General features: G+C 68.2%; 22 protein-coding genes. 14 read left to right on the top strand and 8 right to left on the bottom strand.

All coding sequences use genetic code 11. From position 1 onward, the window contains the following. Nucleotides 1-85 precede the first annotated feature (85 nt). The 8 genes from IXW21_RS02210 to IXW21_RS02175 all read left to right on the top strand — a co-directional run bounded on the left by IXW21_RS02210 (nt 86) and on the right by IXW21_RS02175 (nt 8065). Nucleotides 86-1108 (top strand): LacI family DNA-binding transcriptional regulator, encoded by a 1023-nt coding sequence (locus IXW21_RS02210; protein WP_194762642.1) that lies wholly within the window; start codon nt 86-88, stop codon nt 1106-1108. A 294-nt stretch (nt 1109-1402) separates the two neighbouring features. Beyond that, on the top strand, nt 1403-2323 hold the full coding sequence (locus tag IXW21_RS18495) for an AEC family transporter (protein ID WP_194762641.1): 921 nt from the start codon (nt 1403-1405) through the stop codon (nt 2321-2323). Nucleotides 2324-2358: 35 nt separating this feature from the next. Next, the gene (locus IXW21_RS02200) at nt 2359-2832 is read left to right on the top strand and encodes a hypothetical protein (protein ID WP_194762640.1); all 474 of its coding nucleotides are present in this window, start codon (nt 2359-2361) and stop codon (nt 2830-2832) included. Between the two features lie 116 nt (nt 2833-2948). Next, nucleotides 2949-4427, top strand: coding sequence for a cell division initiation protein (locus IXW21_RS02195; RefSeq protein WP_194762639.1), 1479 nt, complete (start codon nt 2949-2951; stop codon nt 4425-4427). 78 nt (nt 4428-4505) lie between these two features. After that, the gene (locus tag IXW21_RS02190; protein ID WP_194762638.1) at nt 4506-5384 is read left to right on the top strand and encodes an ABC transporter ATP-binding protein; all 879 of its coding nucleotides are present in this window, start codon (nt 4506-4508) and stop codon (nt 5382-5384) included. After that, nucleotides 5381-6214 carry an ABC transporter permease gene (locus IXW21_RS02185; RefSeq protein WP_194762637.1) on the top strand — a complete coding sequence of 278 codons (834 nt, stop codon included), beginning with the start codon at nt 5381-5383 and terminating at the stop codon, nt 6212-6214. Before IXW21_RS02190 ends, IXW21_RS02185 begins: the two co-directional genes overlap by 4 nt. A gap of 16 nt (nt 6215-6230) precedes the next feature. Continuing rightward, nucleotides 6231-7415: a sensor histidine kinase gene (locus IXW21_RS02180; protein WP_194762636.1), complete on the top strand. Its 1185-nt coding sequence runs from the start codon at nt 6231-6233 to the stop codon at nt 7413-7415. Then, nucleotides 7412-8065 (top strand): response regulator, encoded by a 654-nt coding sequence (locus IXW21_RS02175; RefSeq protein WP_194762635.1) that lies wholly within the window; start codon nt 7412-7414, stop codon nt 8063-8065. Before IXW21_RS02180 ends, IXW21_RS02175 begins: the two co-directional genes overlap by 4 nt. A 59-nt stretch (nt 8066-8124) precedes the next feature. On the opposite strand, the gene IXW21_RS02170 is transcribed toward IXW21_RS02175, so the two are convergent. The 7 genes from IXW21_RS02170 to IXW21_RS02140 all read right to left on the bottom strand — a co-directional run bounded on the left by IXW21_RS02170 (nt 8125) and on the right by IXW21_RS02140 (nt 13604). Further along, a complete protein-coding gene (locus IXW21_RS02170; protein ID WP_416361085.1) occupies nt 8125-9243 on the bottom strand; it encodes a fatty acid desaturase family protein in 1119 nt (372 codons plus the stop codon). Nucleotides 9244-9387: 144 nt separating this feature from the next. Then, nucleotides 9388-9672, bottom strand: a complete 285-nt coding sequence (locus IXW21_RS02165; RefSeq protein ID WP_194762633.1) for a hypothetical protein — start codon at nt 9670-9672, stop codon at nt 9388-9390. Between the two features lie 201 nt (nt 9673-9873). Then, the gene (locus tag IXW21_RS02160) at nt 9874-10290 is read right to left on the bottom strand and encodes a Sec-independent protein translocase subunit TatA/TatB (RefSeq protein ID WP_194762632.1); all 417 of its coding nucleotides are present in this window, start codon (nt 10288-10290) and stop codon (nt 9874-9876) included. Between the two features lie 4 nt (nt 10291-10294). Further along, the gene (gene tatC, locus IXW21_RS02155) at nt 10295-11107 is read right to left on the bottom strand and encodes a twin-arginine translocase subunit TatC (protein ID WP_323742137.1); all 813 of its coding nucleotides are present in this window, start codon (nt 11105-11107) and stop codon (nt 10295-10297) included. Between the two features lie 3 nt (nt 11108-11110). Next, the gene (locus IXW21_RS02150; protein ID WP_194762631.1) at nt 11111-11326 is read right to left on the bottom strand and encodes a twin-arginine translocase TatA/TatE family subunit; all 216 of its coding nucleotides are present in this window, start codon (nt 11324-11326) and stop codon (nt 11111-11113) included. Between the two features lie 67 nt (nt 11327-11393). Continuing rightward, the gene (locus IXW21_RS02145) at nt 11394-12386 is read right to left on the bottom strand and encodes an intradiol ring-cleavage dioxygenase (protein WP_194762630.1); all 993 of its coding nucleotides are present in this window, start codon (nt 12384-12386) and stop codon (nt 11394-11396) included. A gap of 87 nt (nt 12387-12473) precedes the next feature. After that, nucleotides 12474-13604, bottom strand: a complete 1131-nt coding sequence (locus IXW21_RS02140) for a low temperature requirement protein A (RefSeq protein WP_194762902.1) — start codon at nt 13602-13604, stop codon at nt 12474-12476. Between the two features lie 351 nt (nt 13605-13955). On the opposite strand from IXW21_RS02140, the gene IXW21_RS02135 reads away from it, so the two are divergent. Both IXW21_RS02135 and IXW21_RS02130 read left to right on the top strand, forming a co-directional pair. Next, nucleotides 13956-15488 (top strand): sugar transferase, encoded by a 1533-nt coding sequence (locus tag IXW21_RS02135; protein WP_194762629.1) that lies wholly within the window; start codon nt 13956-13958, stop codon nt 15486-15488. A gap of 4 nt (nt 15489-15492) precedes the next feature. Next, a complete protein-coding gene (locus IXW21_RS02130) occupies nt 15493-16659 on the top strand; it encodes a DUF1972 domain-containing protein (RefSeq protein ID WP_194762628.1) in 1167 nt (388 codons plus the stop codon). 22 nt (nt 16660-16681) lie between these two features. Here IXW21_RS02130 and IXW21_RS02125 read toward each other — a convergent pair whose 3' ends face one another. Continuing rightward, nucleotides 16682-17275 carry a hypothetical protein gene (locus IXW21_RS02125; protein ID WP_194762627.1) on the bottom strand — a complete coding sequence of 198 codons (594 nt, stop codon included), beginning with the start codon at nt 17273-17275 and terminating at the stop codon, nt 16682-16684. 143 nt (nt 17276-17418) lie between these two features. On the opposite strand from IXW21_RS02125, the gene IXW21_RS02120 reads away from it, so the two are divergent. From IXW21_RS02120 to IXW21_RS02105, 4 genes are all read left to right on the top strand, one after another. Beyond that, complete coding sequence (locus IXW21_RS02120) at nt 17419-18582, top strand: glycosyltransferase (protein WP_194762626.1); 1164 nt, start codon at nt 17419-17421, stop codon at nt 18580-18582. A 73-nt stretch (nt 18583-18655) separates the two neighbouring features. After that, nucleotides 18656-20074, top strand: a complete 1419-nt coding sequence (locus IXW21_RS02115; RefSeq protein ID WP_194762625.1) for a polysaccharide biosynthesis tyrosine autokinase — start codon at nt 18656-18658, stop codon at nt 20072-20074. Continuing rightward, on the top strand, nt 20071-21393 hold the full coding sequence (locus IXW21_RS02110) for a lipopolysaccharide biosynthesis protein (RefSeq protein ID WP_194762624.1): 1323 nt from the start codon (nt 20071-20073) through the stop codon (nt 21391-21393). Before IXW21_RS02115 ends, IXW21_RS02110 begins: the two co-directional genes overlap by 4 nt. After that, entirely contained in the window at nt 21390-22604 is a 1215-nt protein-coding gene (locus tag IXW21_RS02105) for a hypothetical protein (protein WP_194762623.1), read from the top strand. Before IXW21_RS02110 ends, IXW21_RS02105 begins: the two co-directional genes overlap by 4 nt. The last annotated feature ends 13 nt before the right edge of the window (nt 22605-22617 follow it).

Below are 22617 nucleotides of genomic sequence, written 5' to 3'. Positions count from 1 at the left end.
CACTCTCCTGACCTCGACGATGCCATTCGAGGACTTCGACGTCGAGAAGTTTGCGCAAAACCGCGCACTGAGCGAGAGTGGTGCGATGCCCCCTGTCGACGGATCCACGACGCCGCGGCGTGCGACTCTCGCCACCGTGGCCGACGCCGCCGGGGTGAGCATCGCGACGGCATCCCGTGCCCTGACGGGCCGGGGAGATCTCGCCTCGGCCACCCGGCGCCGCGTGCACGTCGCCGCGCGCGAGGTCGGTTACGTCCGTGAGCCGTCGGCCGGCGGCCGCCCTCTCGGATCGGCGCGACTGCTCGACCTCGTGCTGGGCTCGTACGGCGACGACTACTCCGACGAGGTCACGGCGGGCGCACGCACCGCGGCCGCCGACGCGGGATACGATCTCGTCCTCACCGAGGAGCGCGACACCCCCGACGACGACTGGCCGCTGCGCATCCGCCGTCGGGGGTCCGCGGGCGTCGTGCTCGGCTTGATCTCCCCCACCGCGGCGCAGCTGAGCTCCCTGGCCGACGCGTCGATCCCGGTCGTGCTCATGGACCCGCGATCCGACTCCCCGCGGGGACTCACGAGCGTGCAGACGACCGATCACGAGGGCGGACGCTCCGCCGCTGTGCACCTCGTCGAGTGCGGTGCGACGAGCTTCGCCGTGCTGCTCGGCCGGCCCCGCTATCGGTACGGACGCACCAGACACGCGGGATTCCGCGAGGGTCTGCGCGCCGCCCTCCCCGCCGCCGCCATCACCGTCGTGCAGGCCGGGTGGCGCAGGGCTCAGGCACGGGACGCCATGATCCCGCTGCTGCGCGATCTGGCCCCCGGCGAACGCCTGGGCGTGTTCGCGTGCTCCGACGAGCTGGCCGCCGGCGTCTATGCGGCGGCTGCCGCGACCGGACGGCGGATCCCCGACGACGTGCTCGTCGTCGGGTTCGACGACCTCCGCGGTGCGCGATGGCTCACCCCCGCATTGACGACCGTGCGCCAGCCCATCCGCGAGATGGCCGCAGCGGCCGTCGACGCCCTCGCCGGCGCCGCGGCGGGAAGCGAGCTGTCGGGCGCGCCGATCGTGCTCCCGACTCGCCTGGTGATCCGCGCGTCGACCTGACGGCTGCTGTCAGGCGCGGACGCACAGCACAGACGCAGAAGGATGTGGTTCCGGTCCCCCATGCCCGAACAGGGGGACCGGAGCAGTCGTGTTGAGAAGGCACGCAGGCGCGCCCACCCCCATCTGCGTGCCCGAGACCGAGAGAACCCGAGGACGACGTCTGGTTCGACCGACGGAGAGCGGCGCAAGGCGGCTCGACGTGCTCTCAGCGTACGGCGGATGACTCGCGGGCGTCGATGAGGGCTCGACCGTTGACTCGCGGCCCTCAGGTTGCTAGGGGGATAACCTCGAAGGGTGCTCGAAACTCTCACCGGATTCGCCGTCGTCGGAGTCGCGATCATCCTGGGCTACGTCATCGGGCGCATCGACCTGCTGGGCCCGCATGCCCGCCATGTGCTCGGCCGTCTGATCTTCTTCGTCCTGTCGCCGTTCCTGCTGTTCACGGTGCTCGCGCACGCCGACGCGAAGATGCTGTTCTCCGCCCTGCTCCCGGTTTCGGCGATCGCGGCGGTCGCGGTGATCCTGATCCATTCCCTGATCGCCCGACTGTGGTGGAAGCGTTCGACCGGCGAGACCCTGATCGGTGCACTGTCGGCCGGCCAGGTCAACTCGAACAACATCGGCATCCCGCTGTCGCTCTACCTGCTCGGCAGCGCTGCCTACCCCGCGCCCGTCGTACTGATGCAGCTGCTGGTGTTCACGCCCATCTCGCTCACGATCCTCGATGCCGTCACGAGCGACCGGGGATCCCTGCGCAAGACGCTCGTGCGCACCGCGACGAATCCGATCATCATCGGGTCCGTGCTCGGCACGCTCGTGTCGGTGTTCGACATCTCCGTGCCCGAGATCGTGATGCAGCCGGCGCAGCTCATCGCCGATGCCGCGGTGCCCGTGCTGCTGATCAGCTACGGCATCTCGCTGCACGGCCAGCGCGTGCTGGGAGCCGCCGGGCGACGCCGCGATGTGATCGTCGCGAGCATGCTGAAGCTCATCGCGATGCCGCTGATCGCCTGGGTCGTCGCCGAGTTCGTGTTCGGCCTCTCCCCCGCCGAGGTGCTGATCGTGGTGGTGCTCGCCGCCCTTCCGACCGCACAGAACGTCTTCAACTACTCTCAGCGCTACGACATCGGCGAGACCATCTCGCGCGACACGGTGTTCCTCACCACGGTCGGGTGCCTGCCGGTGCTCGTGCTCATCATGGTGCTGCTGGGCTGAGCGCGAGCCCGAGCCCGACGGCCTAGGTTGTAACGGTGGACAACCCGCTCATCTTCATCGTGCTGATCGTCGCGGTGATCGTGCTCGCGATCTTCCTGCCGCGATGGGTACGGCGCTCGACGACGTCGGCGGGCGAGAGAGAAGAGCACCGCATCGCTGAGTCGCGCCGGGCCGAGTCACTTCGCGACCTCGAGACGACGATCGTCCTCCGGGCACCCGAGCCCGTCGTCCGCGAGCTGGTCGATGCGATCGTGCTGCAGCGCCCGCGTGAGTTCACGATCCTCGGCGACGGCGGCTACGGCATCCGCTTCGTCGAACCCGACGATGCGACCGTCGTTCTCGTCTCCGACGGCTCGGTCACACGGTTGCAGGTCGCGCACTCCCGCGAGTATCTCGGCATGCCACAGGGCGCGGCGTTCTGGAACGAGCTGCGAAAGCTCGTCACCGCGCGCGCGACGGCCGAGGGCATCGTCGTCACGAGCGAATCCGGGCGAGCGAACTCCGCCTGACGCAACTAGGCTGTCGTGTGCCGACGACCACCGATCCGTGCCCGCGATCGGATCCTGACGGCATCACTTCTCCTCACAGTTTCCGTGTCTGTGACCTGCGCCGGAAAGGCTGACCCATGAGCGAATCTCCCTCGAACGATCGCACGCCCGACTTCTTCGACAAGCTGATCGAAGAGACCCCGCGCGAGCAGGCGGGCTTCACCGCCTCGTTCCGCGGCTACGACAAGGCCGAGGTCGACTCCGCCCTGAGCGCGCTGCGCAACCAGCTGCAGCAGGCGAAGGCCGATCTCGCCGCGGCCGAGGCCGCGCACGAAGACACGCTCGAGTCGATCCGCGACGAGGAGCGCGCGGCCCGCGAAGAGCTCGAGGCCGAGCTGACCACGATCAAGGCGAAGGCCGCCGAGACCGAGCAGCAGGTGCTGACGCTCACCAACGAGCTCGTCGACACCCCGCGTGCCGACGGCCAGGACGCCCCCTCGCGCGAGCAGTTCGAGACGATCCTCCGCGTCGCCGAGGATCAGGCCAACGTCCTGATCCAGAACGCCGCCGTGCAGGCCGACCGCCTGATGGCAGCCGCCCGCGAAGAGGTCACCACGCAGCGCGCCGAGGCCGACGCCGATGTCACGCGCATCATCGCCCAGGCCCAGCACGATGCCGACCAGATCCGCCTGAAGATCGACACCGAATACACCGCGCATGAGGCGACGATCGAGCGCGAGGCCGCGCACGCCGCCGAGAAGGTGCACCAGGCCACGCAGGAGGCCACCGCCATCCGCACCGAGGCCGAGAAGGGCGCCGCCGCGCTCCGCTCGCTCGTCACGCGCGAGACGACCCAGCTGCGGACCGATGCCGAGCGCGAGGTGCGCGAGATGAACGCCCGCGTGCTCGAGTTCGAAGAGACCCTCACCCGCCGGCAGGACGACGCGCAGCAGGAGTTCCTGGTGCTGCACAACCAGGCCGTCGCACACGCCGAGCGCATCACCGCCGACGCCAACGAACAGGTCACCGCATCGCTCGAGCACGCGCAGCGCATCTCGGGCAAGGCCGATGACTACGAGCGCCTGATGCGTTCGCAGGCGCAGACCATCGAGGCGGATGCCCAGGTGCGTGCCCGCGACACGCTCGACCGCGCGCGCGTGAAGTCGCAGAAGATCGTCGACTCCGTCACCTCGCACACCTCGCAGGTGCTTCGCGACGCCGAGGACCAGGCCCGCCAGCTGCGCTGGCAGCAGCAGCAGCTCGCCAGCTTCATGGCCGAGGTGCGCGAGCTGATCCGCCCGGACGGCATCTTCAGCGACACGGCGCCCTCCGCGGCCTCCGGCTCGGCCGCCGCCGCCGGATCCTCGGTCGCGGCACTCGACGACGCCGACGAGGTCATCGCCGACGGAACCTTCGCCGACGACGCCGACGACATCGAGACCGTGCACGCCGAGGTCGTCGACGAGTCGGATGACGAGTACGACACCGACGCGCGAGTCGAGGAGTTCCGCGGCGACGAGGCTCTCGATGACGAACTGCTCGACGACGACGCCGCCACGATCGACGGCAAGATCACGATCGAGGTCGTCGAGGCCGACGGCAAGAACTCGCGCTGACCCTCAACCGATCGGTGGATGCGGAGATCATCCGCTCCACGGCTACCGCCCGCGCGCCGCGGAGGGCACGCTGGAGACATGACAGACAGCGTGATCGAGGTCCGCGACCTCCGCAAGGACTACGGCGGGTTCACCGCGGTCGACGGCATCAGCTTCGACATCCGCAGGGGTGAGACGTTCGCCCTGCTCGGCCCCAACGGCGCGGGCAAGTCGACGACCATCGAGATCCTCGAGGGCTATCGGCACCGCACCTCCGGTGAGGTGCGGGTGCTCGGGATCGATCCGCAGCGCGGTGGACTGGACTGGAAGGCCCGGCTCGGCATCGTGCTGCAGTCGACCGGCGAGGCGGGCACCTTCACGGTGCGGGAGCTGCTGACCGAGTTCGCCGGCTACTACCCGAACCCCAGGGACATCGACGAGGTCATCGCGGCGGTGGGGCTCGAGCAGAAGCAGCGTTCCCGCGCCGGCAAGCTCTCGGGCGGGCAGCAGCGACGGCTCGACGTCGCGCTGGGCATCATCGGTCGTCCCGAGCTGCTGTTCCTCGACGAGCCGACGACGGGCTTCGATCCCGAGGCACGGCGCCAGTTCTGGGAGCTGATCCGGTCGCTCAAGGCCGAAGGCACCAGCATCCTGCTCACCACCCACTACCTCGACGAGGCAGCGCAGCTCGGCGACCGCGCGGCCGTCATCGTCGGCGGGCGCATCGCCGCGATCGGCGAGATCGACGAGATCGGCGGCCCCGAGGCCCGGACGCCCGTGGTCCGCTGGATCGATGCGGCCGGTGCGGTGCAGGAGCGGCGCACGAGCACCCCCGGGGCGGTCGTCGCCGAGCTCCACCGGGATGCGGGCGAACCACAGGGCCTGGAGATCGTGCGGCCCACCCTCGAGGACATCTATCTCGGACTCATCCGGGCGCATGGCGCCGCCGCACTCACCGACGTCACGGAGCCGGCATGACCACCACGACCGCACCCGCCCGCTTCGGCCTGTCGCGAACGATCCGTCTCGGCGTGCGCCGCATCGGCTTCGAGCTGCGGCAGTACTTCCGCGCCGGAGACCAGGTCTTCTTCACCTTCCTGTTCCCGACGGTCATGTACCTGATCTTCGCGACGATCTTCACCGGCGACATCGGCGGCGGACCGGACACGATCAGCATGGCGACGTACTACCTGCCCGGCCTGATCGCGGGAGGCATCTTCCTCTCGGGCGTCCAGGGCCTGTCGATCGAGATCGCCGTCGAGAAGAGCGACGGCACGCTCAAGCGCCTGGGCAGCACTCCGATCTCGCCCGTCACGTACTTCATCGGCAAGATCGGCGAGGTCTTCGTCACGGCGATCCTGCAGATCGCTCTGCTGCTCGTCGTCGCGGTGGTCCTGTACCGCGTCGAGCTGCCCACCGATGTCCACGCCTGGGGCCGCTTCGCCTGGGTGTTCGTGCTGGGCCTGCTGACATGCACGCTGCTCGGCGTCGCCCTCTCGGCGGTGCCGCGATCGGGCAAGACGGCGTCAGCGGTCGTCATCCCGGTGGTCCTGCTGCTGCAGTTCATCTCGGGCGTCTACATCGCCTTCACGTCGCTGCCCGAGTGGCTGCAGAACGTGGCCTCGGTGTTCCCCCTCAAGTGGATCGCCCAGGGCATGCGCTCGGCGATCCTGCCCGACTCGTTCAAGGCGGTCGAACCCGGAGGGGAATGGGCGCTCGGTATGGTGGCGATCGTGCTGGGCATCTGGTTGATCGTCGGGATCATCCTGAGTCGCGCGACCTTCCGGTGGATCCGGCGCGACGGATGACGGGACGAGTGTCGGCATGACGCGTGGAATCCGCAAGGAGCGGTGGGGGTGGGACATCGCCGCGACCGTGCTGGTGCTCGCGGTGGGCGGCCTCTCGCTCTCACTCCCCGAGAGCTTCGCGGGATCCCGATGGGTTCTGATCGGGATCGCGGTCGGCGTCTTCCTCGTCTACGCCCTCGGCGCGCGTCCCTACGTCGGCATCAGTGACGGCATCGAAGACCCGTCGCCCGCCGGCTCCGCGACGATCCAGGTGCTGCTGATCACGCTGCTCGCGGCGGGAGTGGTGCTCGAGCCGAACATGCTGCTTCTGCAGACGCTCGTCCTGCCCCTCATCTGGATGACCTCCCGGTCGACCCTCCAGGCGATCCTGGTGACCATCGGCAACGGCATCGTCCTCGCGCTCGCCTATGCCGCGTGGGGCGGGTGGGTCGCCGAGGCCTTCGCGGGCGGCTTTCTCACCGCGGGCCTGTCGACGGCGTTCAGCCTGGCGCTCGGTCTGTGGATCACGCGCATCGCGGAATGGGGCACCGAGCGCCAGACCCTGCTCGCCGAGCTCACGGCTGCGCAGGCGGGCCTCGAGACCGCCAGCCGCGAGGCCGGGGCGATGGAGGAACGGGCTCGGCTGGCGCGCGACGTGCACGACACGATCGCGCAGAGTCTGACGAGCATCGTCATGCTCGCCGAGCGGGCGCGTCTCGACGGGTCGCCCGCTGCGGTCGGACTGATCGAGGATGCCGCGCGCGAGGCGCTGCTCGAGGCCCGGGCACTGGTCGCGGTGACCTCGCCGGCTCCGTCCGCCGATTCGCTCGGCGATGCCCTGCGCCGCCTCGGCGAGCGGTTCGCCCGCGAGACGGGGATGCGCGTCGAGGTCGCAGCCTCCGATGCCACGCTCGCCCGCGACGTGCAGGTCGTGCTGCTGCGGTGCGCCCAGGAGGGGCTCGCGAACGTCCGCAAGCACTCCGAAGCGGCTGCGGCCCGCATCACGCTCCTGACGGCGGATGCCGCAGAGCTCCGCATCCGCGACGACGGGCGAGGCCTCGGAGGCGTGTCGATCGACGACGACCGTGGCTTCGGCCTCGCCGGCATGCGGGAACGCGTCGCCCTCGTCGGCGGCACACTGACCGTCACGGACAGCGATTCCCGCGGGACCGACCTGACGGTGCGCATACCGCTCGTCCGAGAGAAGGAGAGCGCTCCATGATCCGCGTGATCGTCGCCGACGACCATCCCATCGTCCGCTCCGGCATCGTCGGTCTGCTGGCCCTGGATCCCGGACTCGACGTCGTCGGGGAGGCGTCCGACGGCGCGGAGGCCGTGGCACTCGCCGCGCGGGTGCAGCCCGATGTGGTGCTGATGGATCTCCGGATGCCCGGCTTCTCGGGCATCGAGGCGACCGCCCGCATCGTGGCGGAGCACCCCGCCGTGCGGGTGCTGGTGCTCACGACCTATGAGACGGACGACGACATCCTCGGCGCGATCGAGGCGGGAGCCAGCGGCTACCTGCTCAAGGCGGCGCCGCAGGAGGAGATCGTGGCCGGCATCCGCGCCGTCGCCGAAGGACACACCGTGCTCGCGCCCGCGATCGCGGCGACGCTCGTCACCCGCATGCGCGGCGACCGGCGGGAACGCCCTCAACTGAGTCCGCGCGAGCTCGAGGTGCTGCGGCTCGTGGCCGCGGGACGCAGCAACCCCGAGATCGCGCGTGACCTCTTCATCGGCGAGGCCACGGTGAAGACCCACCTGCTCCATGTCTTCGAGAAGCTCGGTGTCTCGGATCGCACACGCGCCGTCACTCTCGCCCTGGAGCTGGGGCTGCTCTCCTCTCGTGCAGATCGAGCCGCACGCGGGTAACGCGCGAAAGGCCCCCATCCCGAAGGATGAGGGCCTTTCGACTCAGGCGCGGCGTGTGACTATGCGCGACCGAACTGCGACACTGCGGGGCAGTCGAACGGGTCGGCACCGGCGGCGAGGCCGACACGATTGAGGTACTCGATGACGATGGCGTATGACCGGCCGAGGCTGGTCTCGGTGTAGGGCACGTCGTTGGACGCGCAGTAGTCGCGGACGATCCCACGAGCCTTCGACAGATGCGGGCGGGGCATGTTCGGGAACAGGTGGTGCTCGACCTGGTAGTTGAGACCGCCCATGAGCCAGGTGGCCCACCATCCGCCGCGGATGTTGCGCGAGGTGCGCACCTGCTTCGAGAAGAAGTCGAGGCGGGCGTTCGGGTCGATGATCGGCATGCCCTTGTGGTTCGGGGCGAAGGACGCTCCCATATAGACGCCGAAGACGGCGAGCTGCACGCCCATGAAGGCGAATGCCATGCCGAGCGGGAGCATCATGAACACCGGTACGAGGACGATCGCGAAGCGGAGGGCGATGAGGCCCAGCTCGATCCAGCGGCCCTTGGCCTTCTTGCTGGTCACGAGGTGCTTGACGCCGAGGTAGTGCAGGTTGAGACCCTCGAGCGTCAGCAGCGGGAAGAAGAACCATCCCTGCTTGCGCGTGATGAGGCGCACGAGGCCGCGCGACTGCGCGGCATCCGTCTCGAGGAACGAGATCGTGTCGACCTCGATGTCGGGGTCCTTGCCCACCTGGTTCGGGTTTCCGTGGTGCTTGGTGTGCTTCGAGTCCCACCAGGAGTAGCTGATGCCGACGACACCGGCGGCGAGGATGCGGGCGAGACGGAAGTTCGCGGGACCCGACGAGAGGATCTGGCGGTGCGCCGCCTCATGGGCGAGGAACGCGACCTGCGTGAGGATGATGCCGAGTGCTGCGGCCATGAGCAGCTGGAACCAGCTGTCGCCGAGCAGGATGAATCCGGTGATCACGCCACCGAGGGCGACCGCAAGAGCGGCGCCGACCATGACGTAGAACCATCCGGCGCGACGGAGGAGGCCGGTCTCCTTCACCACCTGCGACACCTGCTTGTAGGCCTGCGCCATGGGAGGGAATTCTGCGTTGCCGGAATACGTCTGGCGTACCGGTCCGAGCGTGGCGGTCGTTTCGACCTGTGCAATGGAGATGATGCTCTCCTGTCGATTGGAGCCCTTGAGCTGTGGAAGCCCAAGGCAGATCGCCCAACGCTTAACTCAGGCTAACCCTCCCCGCATGCAGTGCGCGGAATACGTCGCGATGCCCTGACAACTCTCAGGTCGCGGGCTCCGCGGGCGTCAGGCGCGGGCTCGCCGCGGACGCCTCCGGAGCATACGCGGCAGCGTGAAGGTGAAGCTCAGCGGCGGCTTCTCGGGGGCGTGCGCGCCCTCGAGAGCATCCTGCGCGTCGTCGAGCGACGCGAAGGTGCCGAGCTCGAGACCGCGCTGGTCGCGGACGAGGTGGGTGGTGCCGTCGAACTCGACGAACCCGGCGAATTCGCCGGCACGGGTCGCGACGTGCACATCGGTGTCGGCCTGTTTCCAGGTCAGCGGATCGGAAGCGGGAAAGGTGGTCGTACTCATGGTGATACTCATTGCTGTGCGGCGGGCACGCAGGATGCGGCTCGCGAAGATGTGAGATCGAGGGCGGATCGCGCGCGTCGATGCGCGTGGTCCGTGATGGCCCTGATCAGTGGCGACGCGGCGGCCTGGAGGGAGGCCATGTCACACGTAGCTCATACAGTCTAACAGATGTCGCCAGCAGACGGTGTGGAGCCATTCGGGTCACTCGGTGGGGACCCACACCCGACGCGGGTGACCTGAGGAGCCGACCGTCACCCACTCCCCTGCGATCTCGCGTTCGACGTCGGCGTCGGCGTCGGCGTCGGCGTCGGCGTCGACGGATGCGACGTCGTCATCCGGGATGGGCACGACAGCCCCCGCCGTGCTGCTCGCCGCCCACGCCTCGCGGATGATGCGTCGCGGGTCGTACTGCCGCGGGTCGAGCTCGGCCCAGTCGTCACGCAGGGCGGCTACCCCGGTCTCGCGCTCGACGCGGCGGGCCGCATCACTCGCCCGCGCCGTGAGATGCCGCACGAGCGTGGCGAGACGGCTCGCGTAGTCCGGCAGGCGCCGCGGCCCGATGATGACGGTGGCGAGCAGAGCGACGACGAAGAGCTTCTCGATCGTGAGTCCGAACATGTGGTCACTCCCGGTGTTCTGCGGCCGGTGAAGGGGCGTCCGACGACTCCGAGGCGCGGCGCGCGCGGCGGCGGTCGTGCACCCAGGCGAGAAGCAGCGCGGCGGCGAAGAGCACGGTCATGGGCTCCGCGATCAGGAACATCGACAGCACGTCGGCCGCCGGCGTGACGGTGGCGCTGAAGAGCACGATCGCGACGACCACGATCCGCCAGCTGCGGGCGAGGGAACGCGCAGACAGCACGCCCAGCAGATTGAGGACCACGAGGAACACGGGCAGCACGAAGGCGAGTCCGGTCGCGAGGACGATCTTGAGCACGAAGTCGACATAGTACGAGGCCTGCAGCAGGGTGCTGTCCTCGGTCGAGGCGAACCCCGCGAGCAGTTCGACCATCCGCGGGAACAGCAGCAGCCCCGCCACGCACCCGGCGACGAAGAGCGGGACGGATGCCGCGAGGAATCCGAAGGTGTACCTCTTCTCGCGCCGCTCGAGCCCCGGTGCGAGGAAGGCGAGGAGCTCGTACATCCAGACCGGGCTCGACAGCGCGACGCCCGTGAAGAGGGCGATCTTGATCCTGAGGTCGAACGCGCCCGTGATGCTGTCGAAGTTCAGGCTGGCATCGCGGGACTCGGCGAGCGCGACGATCGGCGCCCGCAGAACATCCATGACCTGATCGGAGACGAGGTAGCCGATGACCACCCCCACCAGAAGCGCCGCCGCCGCACGGGCGGCGCGGACGCGCGCCTCCCGCAGGTGCGACGACAGCGGCATCCCGGTCGAGATCCGGGCCGCTTCGGATGTCGGAGCGAGGGTGGTCATCATCTACTCCGGCTGGTGCGAGGCCGCGGTCGGAGCCGCGACGGGGTGGCCGACGGGTGCGGCGACAGACTCAGCGACGGGTTCGGCGACCTCGGTCTTGAGGATGCGCATGGACTGGCCGACGCTCTTGGCGAGCGCGGGGAGCTTCGCGGCGCCGAAGATCAGGACGACGATGGCGAGGATGATCAGGGCGTGCCAGCCCGTGAGGTTCTGCAGCATTTCTCTCTCCTTCTCTCTGTGGGATCTCTTGCGGGTGTTCGCTGCTGGTTCCGGCCGTCGCGACGCGTCAGTTCGCCGGCGGCTGACCACCGGGTCCGCCATCGCCGCCCGAGGGCGCGGAACCGGCCGTGGGGGTGGTCGTCGTGTCGACGCCGACCACGAGCGTGGCGGTGTACCCGGCCGTCACGTCGCCCGTGATGGTGGCAAGTTGCAGGGCCGCGGAGTCGTCGCCGAAGACGTTGTCGCTCGCGAGGCTGGTCTGTGCGAGGTTGCGGGCTGACCCGTCGTAGCGGGAGTCGGCGTACACCGCGGCGCATGCGTCTTCGGGCAGCGCCATCTGCGAGGTGGCGATCGTGTTCGCAGAATCGGTGATCGAGTCGACGTCGGGGTACACCTCGAAGTGGATGTGCGGCCAGCGCCCCGAGTAGCACCCGGGGAAGATCGACGAGAACGAGACCCTGCCGTCGGCATCCGCCACCTGCACCCCGCGCAGGTACGTGACGTCCTCGAGCCCCGAGGAGTACATGGAGTACTCCCCTCCGGCGGTGCAGTGCCACGCGTAGACAGCCACCCCGGCGAAGGGGATGCCGCCGTTCGCCATGTCGAGCACCTCGAACTCGAAGGTCAGCGGGATGCCGTCGGCCGTCGCCGACCCGTCGATCGAGGTCGTGATGTCCTGCCGCACGATGCCCGACTCCTCGAGCACGTCGGGCCCGTTCGACCCGTCACCGGGATAGGGACCCGCGGTCTCGTCCGGGATCTCGCCGTCGGCTGTCGCCGTGGACCCCGACGAGCTGTCCGTGCCGGAGTCGCCGGTCGACGCATCCGTATCGCCGCTGCTGTCGGTCGTCGCCGTCCCGGTCGCCGCCGGGGCGCAGGCGGCGAGCACGAAGGCCCCGACGCCGAGACCGGCGAGCCCCAGCACTCCTCGACGCGTCACGAGTGTGCGGATGTCGAAGGCGGCGCCCTGGTCGACGACCTCCTCGTCGACGCGATCGAGCAGGCGGCCCTCGTAGGTGGGACCCTCCGGCGTCTGGACGGGCTCGGGGATGCGGCTCATGATCGTGCTCCTCTCGGATGGCGGGTGTCGTTGCACCCATGGTCACCGAGGGGGCGATCAGCGAGCTATGCCTCGCCTATGCGAACTCTATGAGCGCTGGGGAACTGGCGGACGGAGCACCAGGATCACGACGATCACGACCAGCACACCGGCGGTGATGGCGACGGGAATCGGCAGGATCGGATCGAGGAGCACGAGCACAGCGCCCACCGGGATCACCGTGTTGACGATGCGGTCGGCGTTCTCGCGGATCGCGATCCACCAGATGCCGAGCAGGAAGACCGCGATCGGGATCGTCACGGTGAACGAGGCCGCGACGTTCGAGAGGTGACTCTCGCCGATCAGCACGTCGAGCTCGACCTCGATCCCCGCCGAGAACGCGGCGGCCGCCGCGAACACGAAGTAGTGCGTGTAGCCGTAGCGCAACGATCGGCCGAAGGTCGTGATCGCGCGATGGTGGGGCGGCCAGAAGTAGACCCACCACAGGGACGCCGTCACGACGAGGGTGAGCACCGAGATCGAGATCAGCGGCACCAGCGATTCCAGTTCGTGACTGGCGTCGATGATCGCGTTCGCCGACGCCAGCAGGCTCTCGCCCAGCACGATCAACGTGAAGAGACCGTAGCGCTCGGTGATGTGATGCGGATGCCACGGGGTCTGCCGTCGGTACTCCGCGAAGACCGGCACGCTCACCTCTATCACGGCGAACACCACGAACGCCGCGATCTGCACGGGACCCGAGGGGATGAGCAGGAACAGTACCCAGAGCACCTGCACGGCGGCGATGCCCAGCGCATAGCGGCGGGTCGCCGGACGCAGCTCGCCGGCGCCGCGCGACGCGCGCAGCCACTGCGCGACCATCGCGATGCGCATCACGATGTACCCGAGCACCGGGATCGTGAAGTCGCCCTCCTCGAACGCCGCGGGGATCCCGGCCGCGAAGACGAGCACGCCACCCATCTGCACGATCGTGGTGACGCGGTAGAGCCAGTCGTCGGTGTCGAAGGAGGTCGCGAACCAGGTGAAGTTCATCCAAGCCCACCACACGGCGAAGAACACCATCGCGTACGACGTGATGCCGTGCACGAAGTCGCCGTGACTCAGCGCATGATGCAGCTGCGCCGACGCGATGCTCACCGCGACGACGAACACGAGATCGAAGAAGAGCTCGAGCGTGCTCGCTGTGCGATGCGGCTGCGCGGGGTCGCGCGGCTGCATGCGGCTCAGGAGGAAGCGGGGCGGTGCGGGCGTGGTCACGCGGTCAGGATATCGAGGACGCTCGCGCTGTATTCACGAGTATTGGAATACCGGTTCGTCCACTCGCGTGAATTACCTTCCCCTGAACGCCCGGTTCCGCTAGAGTGAACGAAGTCTGCAGTACCTGCTGCCAGCAACACCGTGTGGGACGGTGATCGCAACCCGTGATGTGGGATCACGGACGCGGCAGGACCCGAGGGGTCGGGATGCAGACGATGCTGGGGACGTGGGGTCCCTGGTCTGGGGAAAACATGGGGAAAAAATGGCGCACTGGGGAATTCTGCGTACATACACGGCTCACGAGGCCTCGGCATGACTTCCGTCGAGGATGCTCTGAGCATCACTCGCGCGGGTTCGGTCTTCACGCCGGTCGCCACACCGCGAGCCGCCAAGCCGGTCACGCACTCGGCGGTCACGCCGCGCGTGTCCGCGACGCTGGAACGACGCCGTCAGTGGGAGCGGCGTTATCGGATGCGACTGCGGATCACGGATGCTGGGGTCATCCTGTCCGCCGTCGGGATCACAGCAGCGGTTCAGCTGATGACCGGTGTCGCAGGGGAAGAGGCCCTGCGCACCGCCATCCCGTTGGCCGCGCTCTGGTTCCTCATGCTCAGCGCTCTGCATACACGTGATGCAGCGCTGTTCCGTGCCAGCGCCACCGAGTACCGCGGAGTGGTGCATGCCAGCGGACTGGCGTTCGGGATCATCGCCATGTTCGGTGTCGTGCTCGGTTGGCAGACGATGCAGCTCGTGCTCATCGTCGGCCTGCCGCTCGGCGTACTCACCCTGCTCGTCACCCGCTGGGCGTGGCGGCACTGGCTGACGGCGCAGCGTGCGCGCGGGCGTTTCGCCTCGCGCACGCTCGTCGTCGGCAACAGAGACGACGTCGAGTACGTCGTCCGCACCCTGCACCCGATCGGAGCCTCGGGCTACCAGGTCGTGGGTGCCACGCTGCTCGACGGCAACGCCCGCGACGTCGAGATCGACGGGGCGTCGTTCCCCGTGCTCGGCAACGTCAACTCCGTCGCGCTCGTCGCGACCGAGCTCGGCGCCGACACGATCATCGTCGCGAGCCGACCCGACGGAAACCCGGACTTCGTGAAGCAGCTCAGCTGGCAGCTCGAGGGCACCGCCGCCGAGCTCGTGCTGTCGAGCCGGCTGACCGATGTCGCCGGCCCGCGCATCTCCTTCTCGTCGGTCGAGGGTCTTCCGCTCATCCAGGTGCAGATCCCGACCTACGAGGGCGGGCAGCACCTTCTCAAGCGAGCTCTCGACATCATCGTCGCCGCCGTGGCGCTCATCCCGATCGCTCTGATCACCCCGCTGCTGGCGCTTCTCGTGAAGCTCGACTCGCCGGGACCTCTCTTCTTCCTCCAGGAGCGCGTGGGTCGCGACGGCCGCACGTTCAAGATCGTCAAGTTCCGCTCCATGAAGACGGATGCCGAGCAGCAGCTCGCCGCCCTCAAGGAGCAGAACCAGGGCGCGGGACTTCTCTTCAAGATGAAGGACGACCCGCGCGTGACACGTATCGGCCGGGTGCTGCGCAAGCTCTCGCTCGACGAGCTGCCGCAGTTCTGGAACGTGCTCGTGGGCGACATGAGCGTCGTCGGGCCGCGTCCGCCGCTGCCCAGCGAGGTCACCGCCTATGACGGCACCGTGTACCGCCGCCTGTACATCAAGCCCGGCATCACGGGCCTGTGGCAGGTGTCCGGTCGCAGTGACCTGTCGTGGGACGAGAGCGTGCGACTCGACCTGCGCTACGTCGAGAACTGGTCCGTGATGAACGATCTGCAGATCATGTGGCGCACCGCCAAGGTCATGGTGCAGCCCGCTGGAGCATACTGATTTCATGAGCAAGGGGAATGCCCTCACCATCGCGATGGTGGGGACACGGGGGGTGCCTGCGGCCTACGGAGGCTTCGAGACCGCGGTGGAAGAGGTCGGACGACGACTGTCGGACCGTGGACACGACGTCGTCGTGTACACGCGCGGGTCGGAGAGTCGCGCGAAGAAGTATCTCGGCATGCGCGTGGTGCATCTGCCCGCGGTGCCGGTCAAGCAGATCGAGACGCTGAGCCACACCGGCTTCTCCGCACTCCATCTGATCTCCCGACGGCGTCCTGACGCCGCCTTCGTGTTCAACGCGGCGAACTCTCCGTTCCTGCCGTTGCTGCGGCTGCGCAGAGTGCCGACGGCTCTGCACATGGACGGGCTCGAGTGGCGTCGATCCAAGTGGGGCCCCCGCGGCAAGGCCTACTACCGGTGGGCCGAACAGTTCGGGGTGCGCACGGCCGATGCCCTCATCGCCGATGCACCCGGGATCGCCGACTACTACACGCACCAGTTCCAGGTGCCGACGGAGATGATCCGCTACGGCGCACCGATCCTCGACGCCGTCGCCGACGGCCGCATCGAGGAACTCGGACTCGCGCCGGGCGGCTACCATCTCGTCGTCGCGCGCTTCGAGCCCGAGAACCACGTGCGAGAGATCGTCGAGGGTTATCGCCGCAGCACGGCCGCGCTTCCGCTCGTCGTCGTGGGCTCAGCTCCCTACAGCAGCGACTACACGCAGAGCATCCATGATGCCGCTGCCGGCGATGACCGCATCCGGCTGGTCGGCGGGGTGTACGACCAGGAGCTCCTCGACGCTCTGTACTTCCACGCTCTCACGTACGACCATGGCCACTCGGTCGGCGGCACGAACCCGTCGCTGCTGCGCGCCATGGGCGCCGCGACCGCGGTGATCGCCTTCGATGTGCCCTTCAATCGCGAGGTGCTCGCCGACGACGGCTGGTTCTTCACGAGCGTCGACGATGTCGCCGCCTCCTTCGAGTCGGCCGAATCCGATGCCTCAGGAACCCGCGCGGCGGGCACGCGAGCGCAGGAGCGTGCGCGCGATGCGTTCCGCTGGGACGACGTCGCCGATGCCTACGAGAACCTCGCGCGATCTCTCGCGGCGAAGAAGTCCATCCATCGCCTGGCGCGGAAGGCCCGTCGTCGCGCGGAGGAGTGGTGAGCCCGGCCCCGTATTCTGCGGGTCAGGAGCGAGGGGCGAGCTCTTTCCGGAGTCGCGAGGCGAGCAGCCTCGTATCCACGGCGGCCGCCTCCAGCCCCTTCCGATGCGCCCTCATACCGAACTGGTGCACATCGACGATGTCGAGAGGGCTCGGCGATTCTCGACGCAGGAATCGACGTGACGGAGTCGGCAGGTCCAGTGTCCCGCGCCGAGAATCCAGAACCGTCGCGTACTCGGCCAGCGATGACGCGGACGTGCGTTCGTCGCCGAGCCGGAGCGCCTCGCGCAGAGTGAACGTACGCGTCCGAGCGCTCGGTCGGAGCCGCGCGATCAACGAGCGCTCTTCGAGAGACGCCGCGATGACGAGGTCCGCCGCATCGAGCGCATCCGCTTCGAGCCTGACCGAACGGTGCGATGCGGCTTCGGGCTCGACCTCGACCGCCACTCGGCACGCCCGCCTTCCCTCCGACGCCTGCGTGCCGACCGAGTCCACCTCCCAGGTGGGAGACTCCAGTCCGAGTTCGCCCTCGGCGCGCAGCGTGTGCCGGAACACAGCCGCCATCAGCGGCGAACGGCAGACGTTCTGCGCGCATACGAACAAGACGCTCTCAGCCATCTCGATCACCATCCCCAGTCTCCGTCGTCGGATCCCCAGAACCCGACGGCTACCTGTCGACCACGTCGACACGGTAAGAATGATCTCACACGACACCTGCGCCGTCCTCGGCGGGATGTCTGACGAAGGGAACGGGGGTCACCGTGCTCGTGCTCATCGTGCATCCCGGCGCTGAACTCTACGGCGCAGATCGCGTGACACTGGAATCGGCCACGGGTCTGGTGTCGGCGGGACACGACGTCATCGCCGCGCTGCCTGAGTCGGGCCCCCTCGTCAGCGCGCTCGAAGAGCGGGGAGTGCGGGTGATCGTCTCCCCCATGTTCGTGCTCCGTAAACAGCTGCTGCACCCTCGACGATGGCCACGGCTCATCGGATCCGCTGTCAGCGGCTTCATCGGCTCGTGGCGGCTGGTCACTCGCCTGCGCCCCGATGCGGCGTACGTGAGCACCGTGATCCTCCCTCAGTGGCCCGTGCTCCTGCGACTCAGACGCGTGGCGACGGTCACGCATGTGCACGAGGCGGAGTCCGCCTCTCCCTGGGCGCTGCGGGCCTTCCTCTACATCCCCCAGCTGTGGGCGCACGTCGTCGTCGCCAACAGCCGCTTCACCGCCGACCTCATGCGGCGATCGCTTCCGCTGCTCGGCCAGAAGATCAGAGTGATCCTGAATCCCATCCCGGGGCCTTCCGATGTGTCGGCTCCGCGGGCGAATATGAACGGCATCCGCCTCGGCTACGTGGGCCGCCTCTCGCCGCGCAAGGCACCCGACGCGGTGATCGCCGCTCTCGCCCTGCTCCGCGCGGGCGGCCGGGATGCTCGGCTCGAGATCATCGGTGACGTCTTCCGGGGCTACGAGTGGTACGCAGCCGAGCTCGAGCAGCAGATCATCGCCTCGGGGCTGACGGAATCCGTCACGATGCACGGATACGACGTCGACGTCTGGCCGCATCTTGCGGCGTGCGATGTGATGGTCGTCCCGTCGCGCACCGACGAGTCCTTCGGCAACACCGCCGTGGAGGCGGTGCTCGCCCAGCGGGCGATCATCGCGAGCGACATCAGCGGTCTTCGCGAGGCGGTCTCGGACTACCCGACCTCCCGAGTGGTGGCCCCGGGCGACCCCGCCGCGATCGCCGGAGCCGTCGAAGATCTCGAGCGGAGCTGGTCGGATGTGGTGCGCGATGCTCCGGTCGCCGCGGCCACCGCCTCGGCCCGGCATTCGGTGACCGGCTATCACCACAGGGTGGCCACCGCGGTCGACAGTGCGATGGCGCGCAGAATTCATGGGTTCAGGGCGGATTCACGGTCCTGAACAGGGGAGAATGGGCCTCGGTGAGCATTCCGTTCTCGGAAGACGAACGCTCGCACGGGGGAGAGGGAAGATCATGACACTGCAGGACTACATCGATGCCCTGCGTCGGCAGTGGATCGTCATCGTCGCGCTCACGGTGATCGGCGCCGGTGCGGCATTCGGCTACTCGCGCACCCTTCCGTCCGAATACAGCTCGACGGCCGCGGTGATGGTCATCCCGCAGCGCGGTGACAGCACCAACGAACTCGTACAGGGATCGAGCTACGTGCAGAGCCTGGTGCAGACCTACGCGGTCCTCGCCTCGTCGCCCCTCGTGCTCACCCCCGTCATCGAAGACCTCGGACTCGAGGAGACAGCTACTCAGCTCGCCAACCGCGTGGCCGTCGTGAACACCCTCAACACGGTCGTGATCGAGATCTCCGTCACGGACACCGACAAGGAACGCTCCCAGGAGACTGCGGCGGCCATCACCGACTCGCTCATCGACGCGGTGGCGGACGTCTCCCCCAGCGACGCGGAAGGCCAACCGGCCGTGCGCCTCGAGACGATCGCACCCGCCCGGATGCCGCAGGCTCCCATCGCCCCGAACACTCGGCTGTTCGCGATGATCGGCGCGGCGATCGGGTTCGGACTCAGCGTCGCGTATGCGCTGTTCCGTCGTGTACTCGGAACCCGGCTCACCGATAGCGCGGACATCACCGCCATCACGGATGCTCCCGTCATCGGTGAGATCGTCGCCTGGCGACGCAACTACACGATCCTCTCCACGATGCTGCGCAGCAAGGACAGCCGCTCGGCGGAGTCGTTCCGAGCGCTCGCGGCGAACCTCAAGTATGTCGCCGTCGACCGTGATCTCCGAGTGGTGATGATGACCTCGTCGGCGCCTCACGAGGGCAAGTCGTCTGTCAGCATCGGGCTCGCCGCCGCGCTCGCCGAGTCCGGGCACAAGGTGGTCGTGATCGACGCGGATCTGCGTCGATCCTCGGTCGCGAATGCCCTGCAGCTCGAGGGATCCGTGGGGGTCACCTCGATCCTCGTCGGTGATGTCACCTTCGAAGAGGCCGTGCAGCGCTCCGAGTCGATGAAGATCGACGTCGTGGCGGGTGGAGCGACAGCGCCCAACCCCGGCCAGCTGATCACCTCGCACCGCCTGCGCGACCTCGTCGACGAGGCCCGCGACAAGTACGAGTACGTCATCATCGACAGCGCGCCCGCGCTCGTCGTCTCCGACGCGCTGTGGCTCGCCGACCTCGCCGACGGCGTCCTCGTGGTCGCGCGATCGGGTCGGACTCGGCGCAAGCAGATCTCCGCCGTCCTCGCGACCCTCAAGTCGACGCGCAAGGACGTCGTCGGAATCGTGCTCAATGCCGTGAAGCGCAACGAAAGCAGCCCGTACTACGCTCCCGACGCACCCTCCAGGCGACGCTTGCGTGCACCCAAGCAGAAGAGCACGCGCGCCCAGGCGAAAGCCGGCAGCGCGTCGGACGAATGAGCGTTCTCCTCTCGCTGCTCGCCAGGGCCGCCTCGATGGCCATCTCCCTGGTGTGCGGCGTTATGACCGTCCGCCTGATCATGGGCGGCGCCGGGGTGGAGTATTACGCGCTGTACACGCTCGTGGCGTCGCTCCCCGGCCTGATCTCCTTCTCCGATCTGGGTTCGGGGGCGGTGCTGGTCAACAGCATCGCCATCAGCGACTCACCGCGTGAGGACCGCACGATCCGAGCGCAGCTCACCACCGTCGGACGCATCATGGTCGGATTCGCCGGCACGGGGATGGTCGTCAACGCGATCCTCTACCTCAGCGGGGCGTGGCGAGTCGTCCTCGGCGAGGCCGGGAGCATCCCGGGCGCAGACCTCGCGGCGTTCGTCTCTCTGACGATCTTCTGCGCCGGCATCCCGCTCGGCATCTGGCAGCGGGTTCTGCTCGGTCTCCACAAGAACCACTGGATCATCCTGATCCAGGCCGCACAGGGGCCCCTCAACCTCCTGCTCGTCTGGGTGCTGGTGTCTTTCGCGCCTCCCTCCGCCGCGACGTTCCTGGCTCTGTCGTCGATGCTCTCGGGGATCGTCGTCGCCGGCGTCGGCTTCGGCGTCGCGTTCGGCGCGCTCCGTCCTTTGGTCGGCGCCGCGCTTCGCGACATCCCCCGGCCTCGCCGCGCCCCCGGCGTGCGGGTCATGCACATCGGCTGGCCGATGCTGGTGCAGCTGATCTCCGCCCCACTCTCGGTCGCCCTGCTCCGCTACATCCTCGCTCAGTCCGGAACGACGCAGGAGGTCGCGGAGTACGGCGCCGTGGGACAGGTGTTCTTCGCGATCAACGGAGTGATCGCCGCCGGTGGTCTCGCGCTCTGGCCCCTGTTCACGCGGTCTCGCGCCCGGGGAACGCTCACGCGCGGCCCGTATCTGATCTCGGCCGTCTTCGCGGCGGGTGCCGCTGTGATGTGCGCTCTCGTCTGGGCCTTCTCCCCCTGGCTCTTCGACTTCATCACGGACGGATCGCTCGACGTCTCAAGCGCCACGGTGATCGCATTCGGCCTGATGGTCGTCTGCCAGGCGGCACTGTACCCGCTGGGGATGTTCCTCATGGATGAGGCCGGGATCCGCTTCCAGATGATCCCGGTCGCACTCATGACGATCTCCACGATCGTGCTCGCCCTCAGCATCACGCCCGCGCTCGGAGCGGGTGGTCCCGTGATCGCGAACGCCGCGTCGGTCCTCGTCTTCCAGGTCATCCCCTTCGCCGTCTACATCGCTCGACATCGCGATCGCCTGATGGGCGTGCCCACCCCGCCGGATGAACCCGCATCATGAAGATCATCGCCGCGCTCGTCTGCGTCATCCTCGCCGCTCGGATCACGCTCCTCCAGGGGGTGACCGCAGGGATCCTGCTGAGCATCCTCCTGCTCCCGGTGTGGGCCGTGGCGCTGTGGCGTCTCCGTGGCGGTTCGGCGATCATGACCCTCGGCGCGCTCTCGATCGTCAGCGGGATGGTACTCACCGACTTCTTCGCGGTCGACCACCCCACGAGCGACTCGCTCCTACAGCAGAACAGCCTGTCGCTCGTCAGCCTGATCGGCGGCATCGGTGTGCTCGTCTGGGTGCGCAGCCTCATCGGCTCAGCGGCCACCGCTCTCTGGTACGGCTTCGGCCTCCTGGCCGGAGTGGTCCTGCACGGACTCAACATGGACAACGTCTGGAAGTTCGATCTCTCGGTGCCCGCCACGGTGATCGTGCTCGCGCTGTGCATGCTGAGTCGCAAGCCCTGGCTCGAGGCGGGGGCGCTGCTCCTCCTCGCCGTGGTCTCCGCGCTGAATGACTCGCGGTCGGCCGGATCCATGCTCCTGGTCGCGGCCGCACTCGTCGCGTGGCAGGCGGTCAGCGCGCGGCTGACGAAGAGCTCGAACACAGTGCGCACTCTGGCCGTGTTCGGGTTCACAGCCGTCATCGGCTACGCCGCGCTCCAGGCCTTCATCCTCGAGGGCTGGTTCGGCAAGGCTGCCGCCGTCCGTTCCGAGGAGCAGATCGCCCAGTCAGGCTCATTGCTGCTCGGTGGTCGCCCGGAGCTGGGTGCCTCCACAGAGCTCATCGCAGCCAATCCCCTCGGACTCGGGTCGGGGACGCTCGCGAACGGGACTGATCTCGTGATCGCGAAGACGGGCATGGCTCGCCTCAATTACGATCCCAACAACGGTTACGTCGAGAAGTACATGTTCGGAAACGGGTTCGAGGTCCACTCGATGCTCGGCGACCTCTGGATCCGCTTCGGTATCTTCGGCGCCGCGACCCTGCTGGTGATGCTTCTGGTGATCGGACTCGGTACGGCGGGCCAGGTGGCCAAGCGCCGAGCGAGCGGACTCATGATCTTCCTCGCGATCCAGGTGTTCTGGGACTCTCTCTTCGCCCCCTACTTCTCGACGTCCATCTCGACGCTCGCGCTCGGAGTGGCGCTCGCCATGGTGCCGCGCACCCGGATCACGACGTCCCGGGCGGACCGCATCGAGTTCGTCAGCTTCGAGCGCTGACCGGTTCCTCGAC

The sequence above is a fragment of the Microbacterium sp. UFMG61 genome (genome assembly GCF_015354505.1).
Lineage (GTDB): Bacteria > Actinomycetota > Actinomycetes > Actinomycetales > Microbacteriaceae > Microbacterium.
This window is presented reverse-complemented; position numbering and strand designations above follow the sequence as displayed.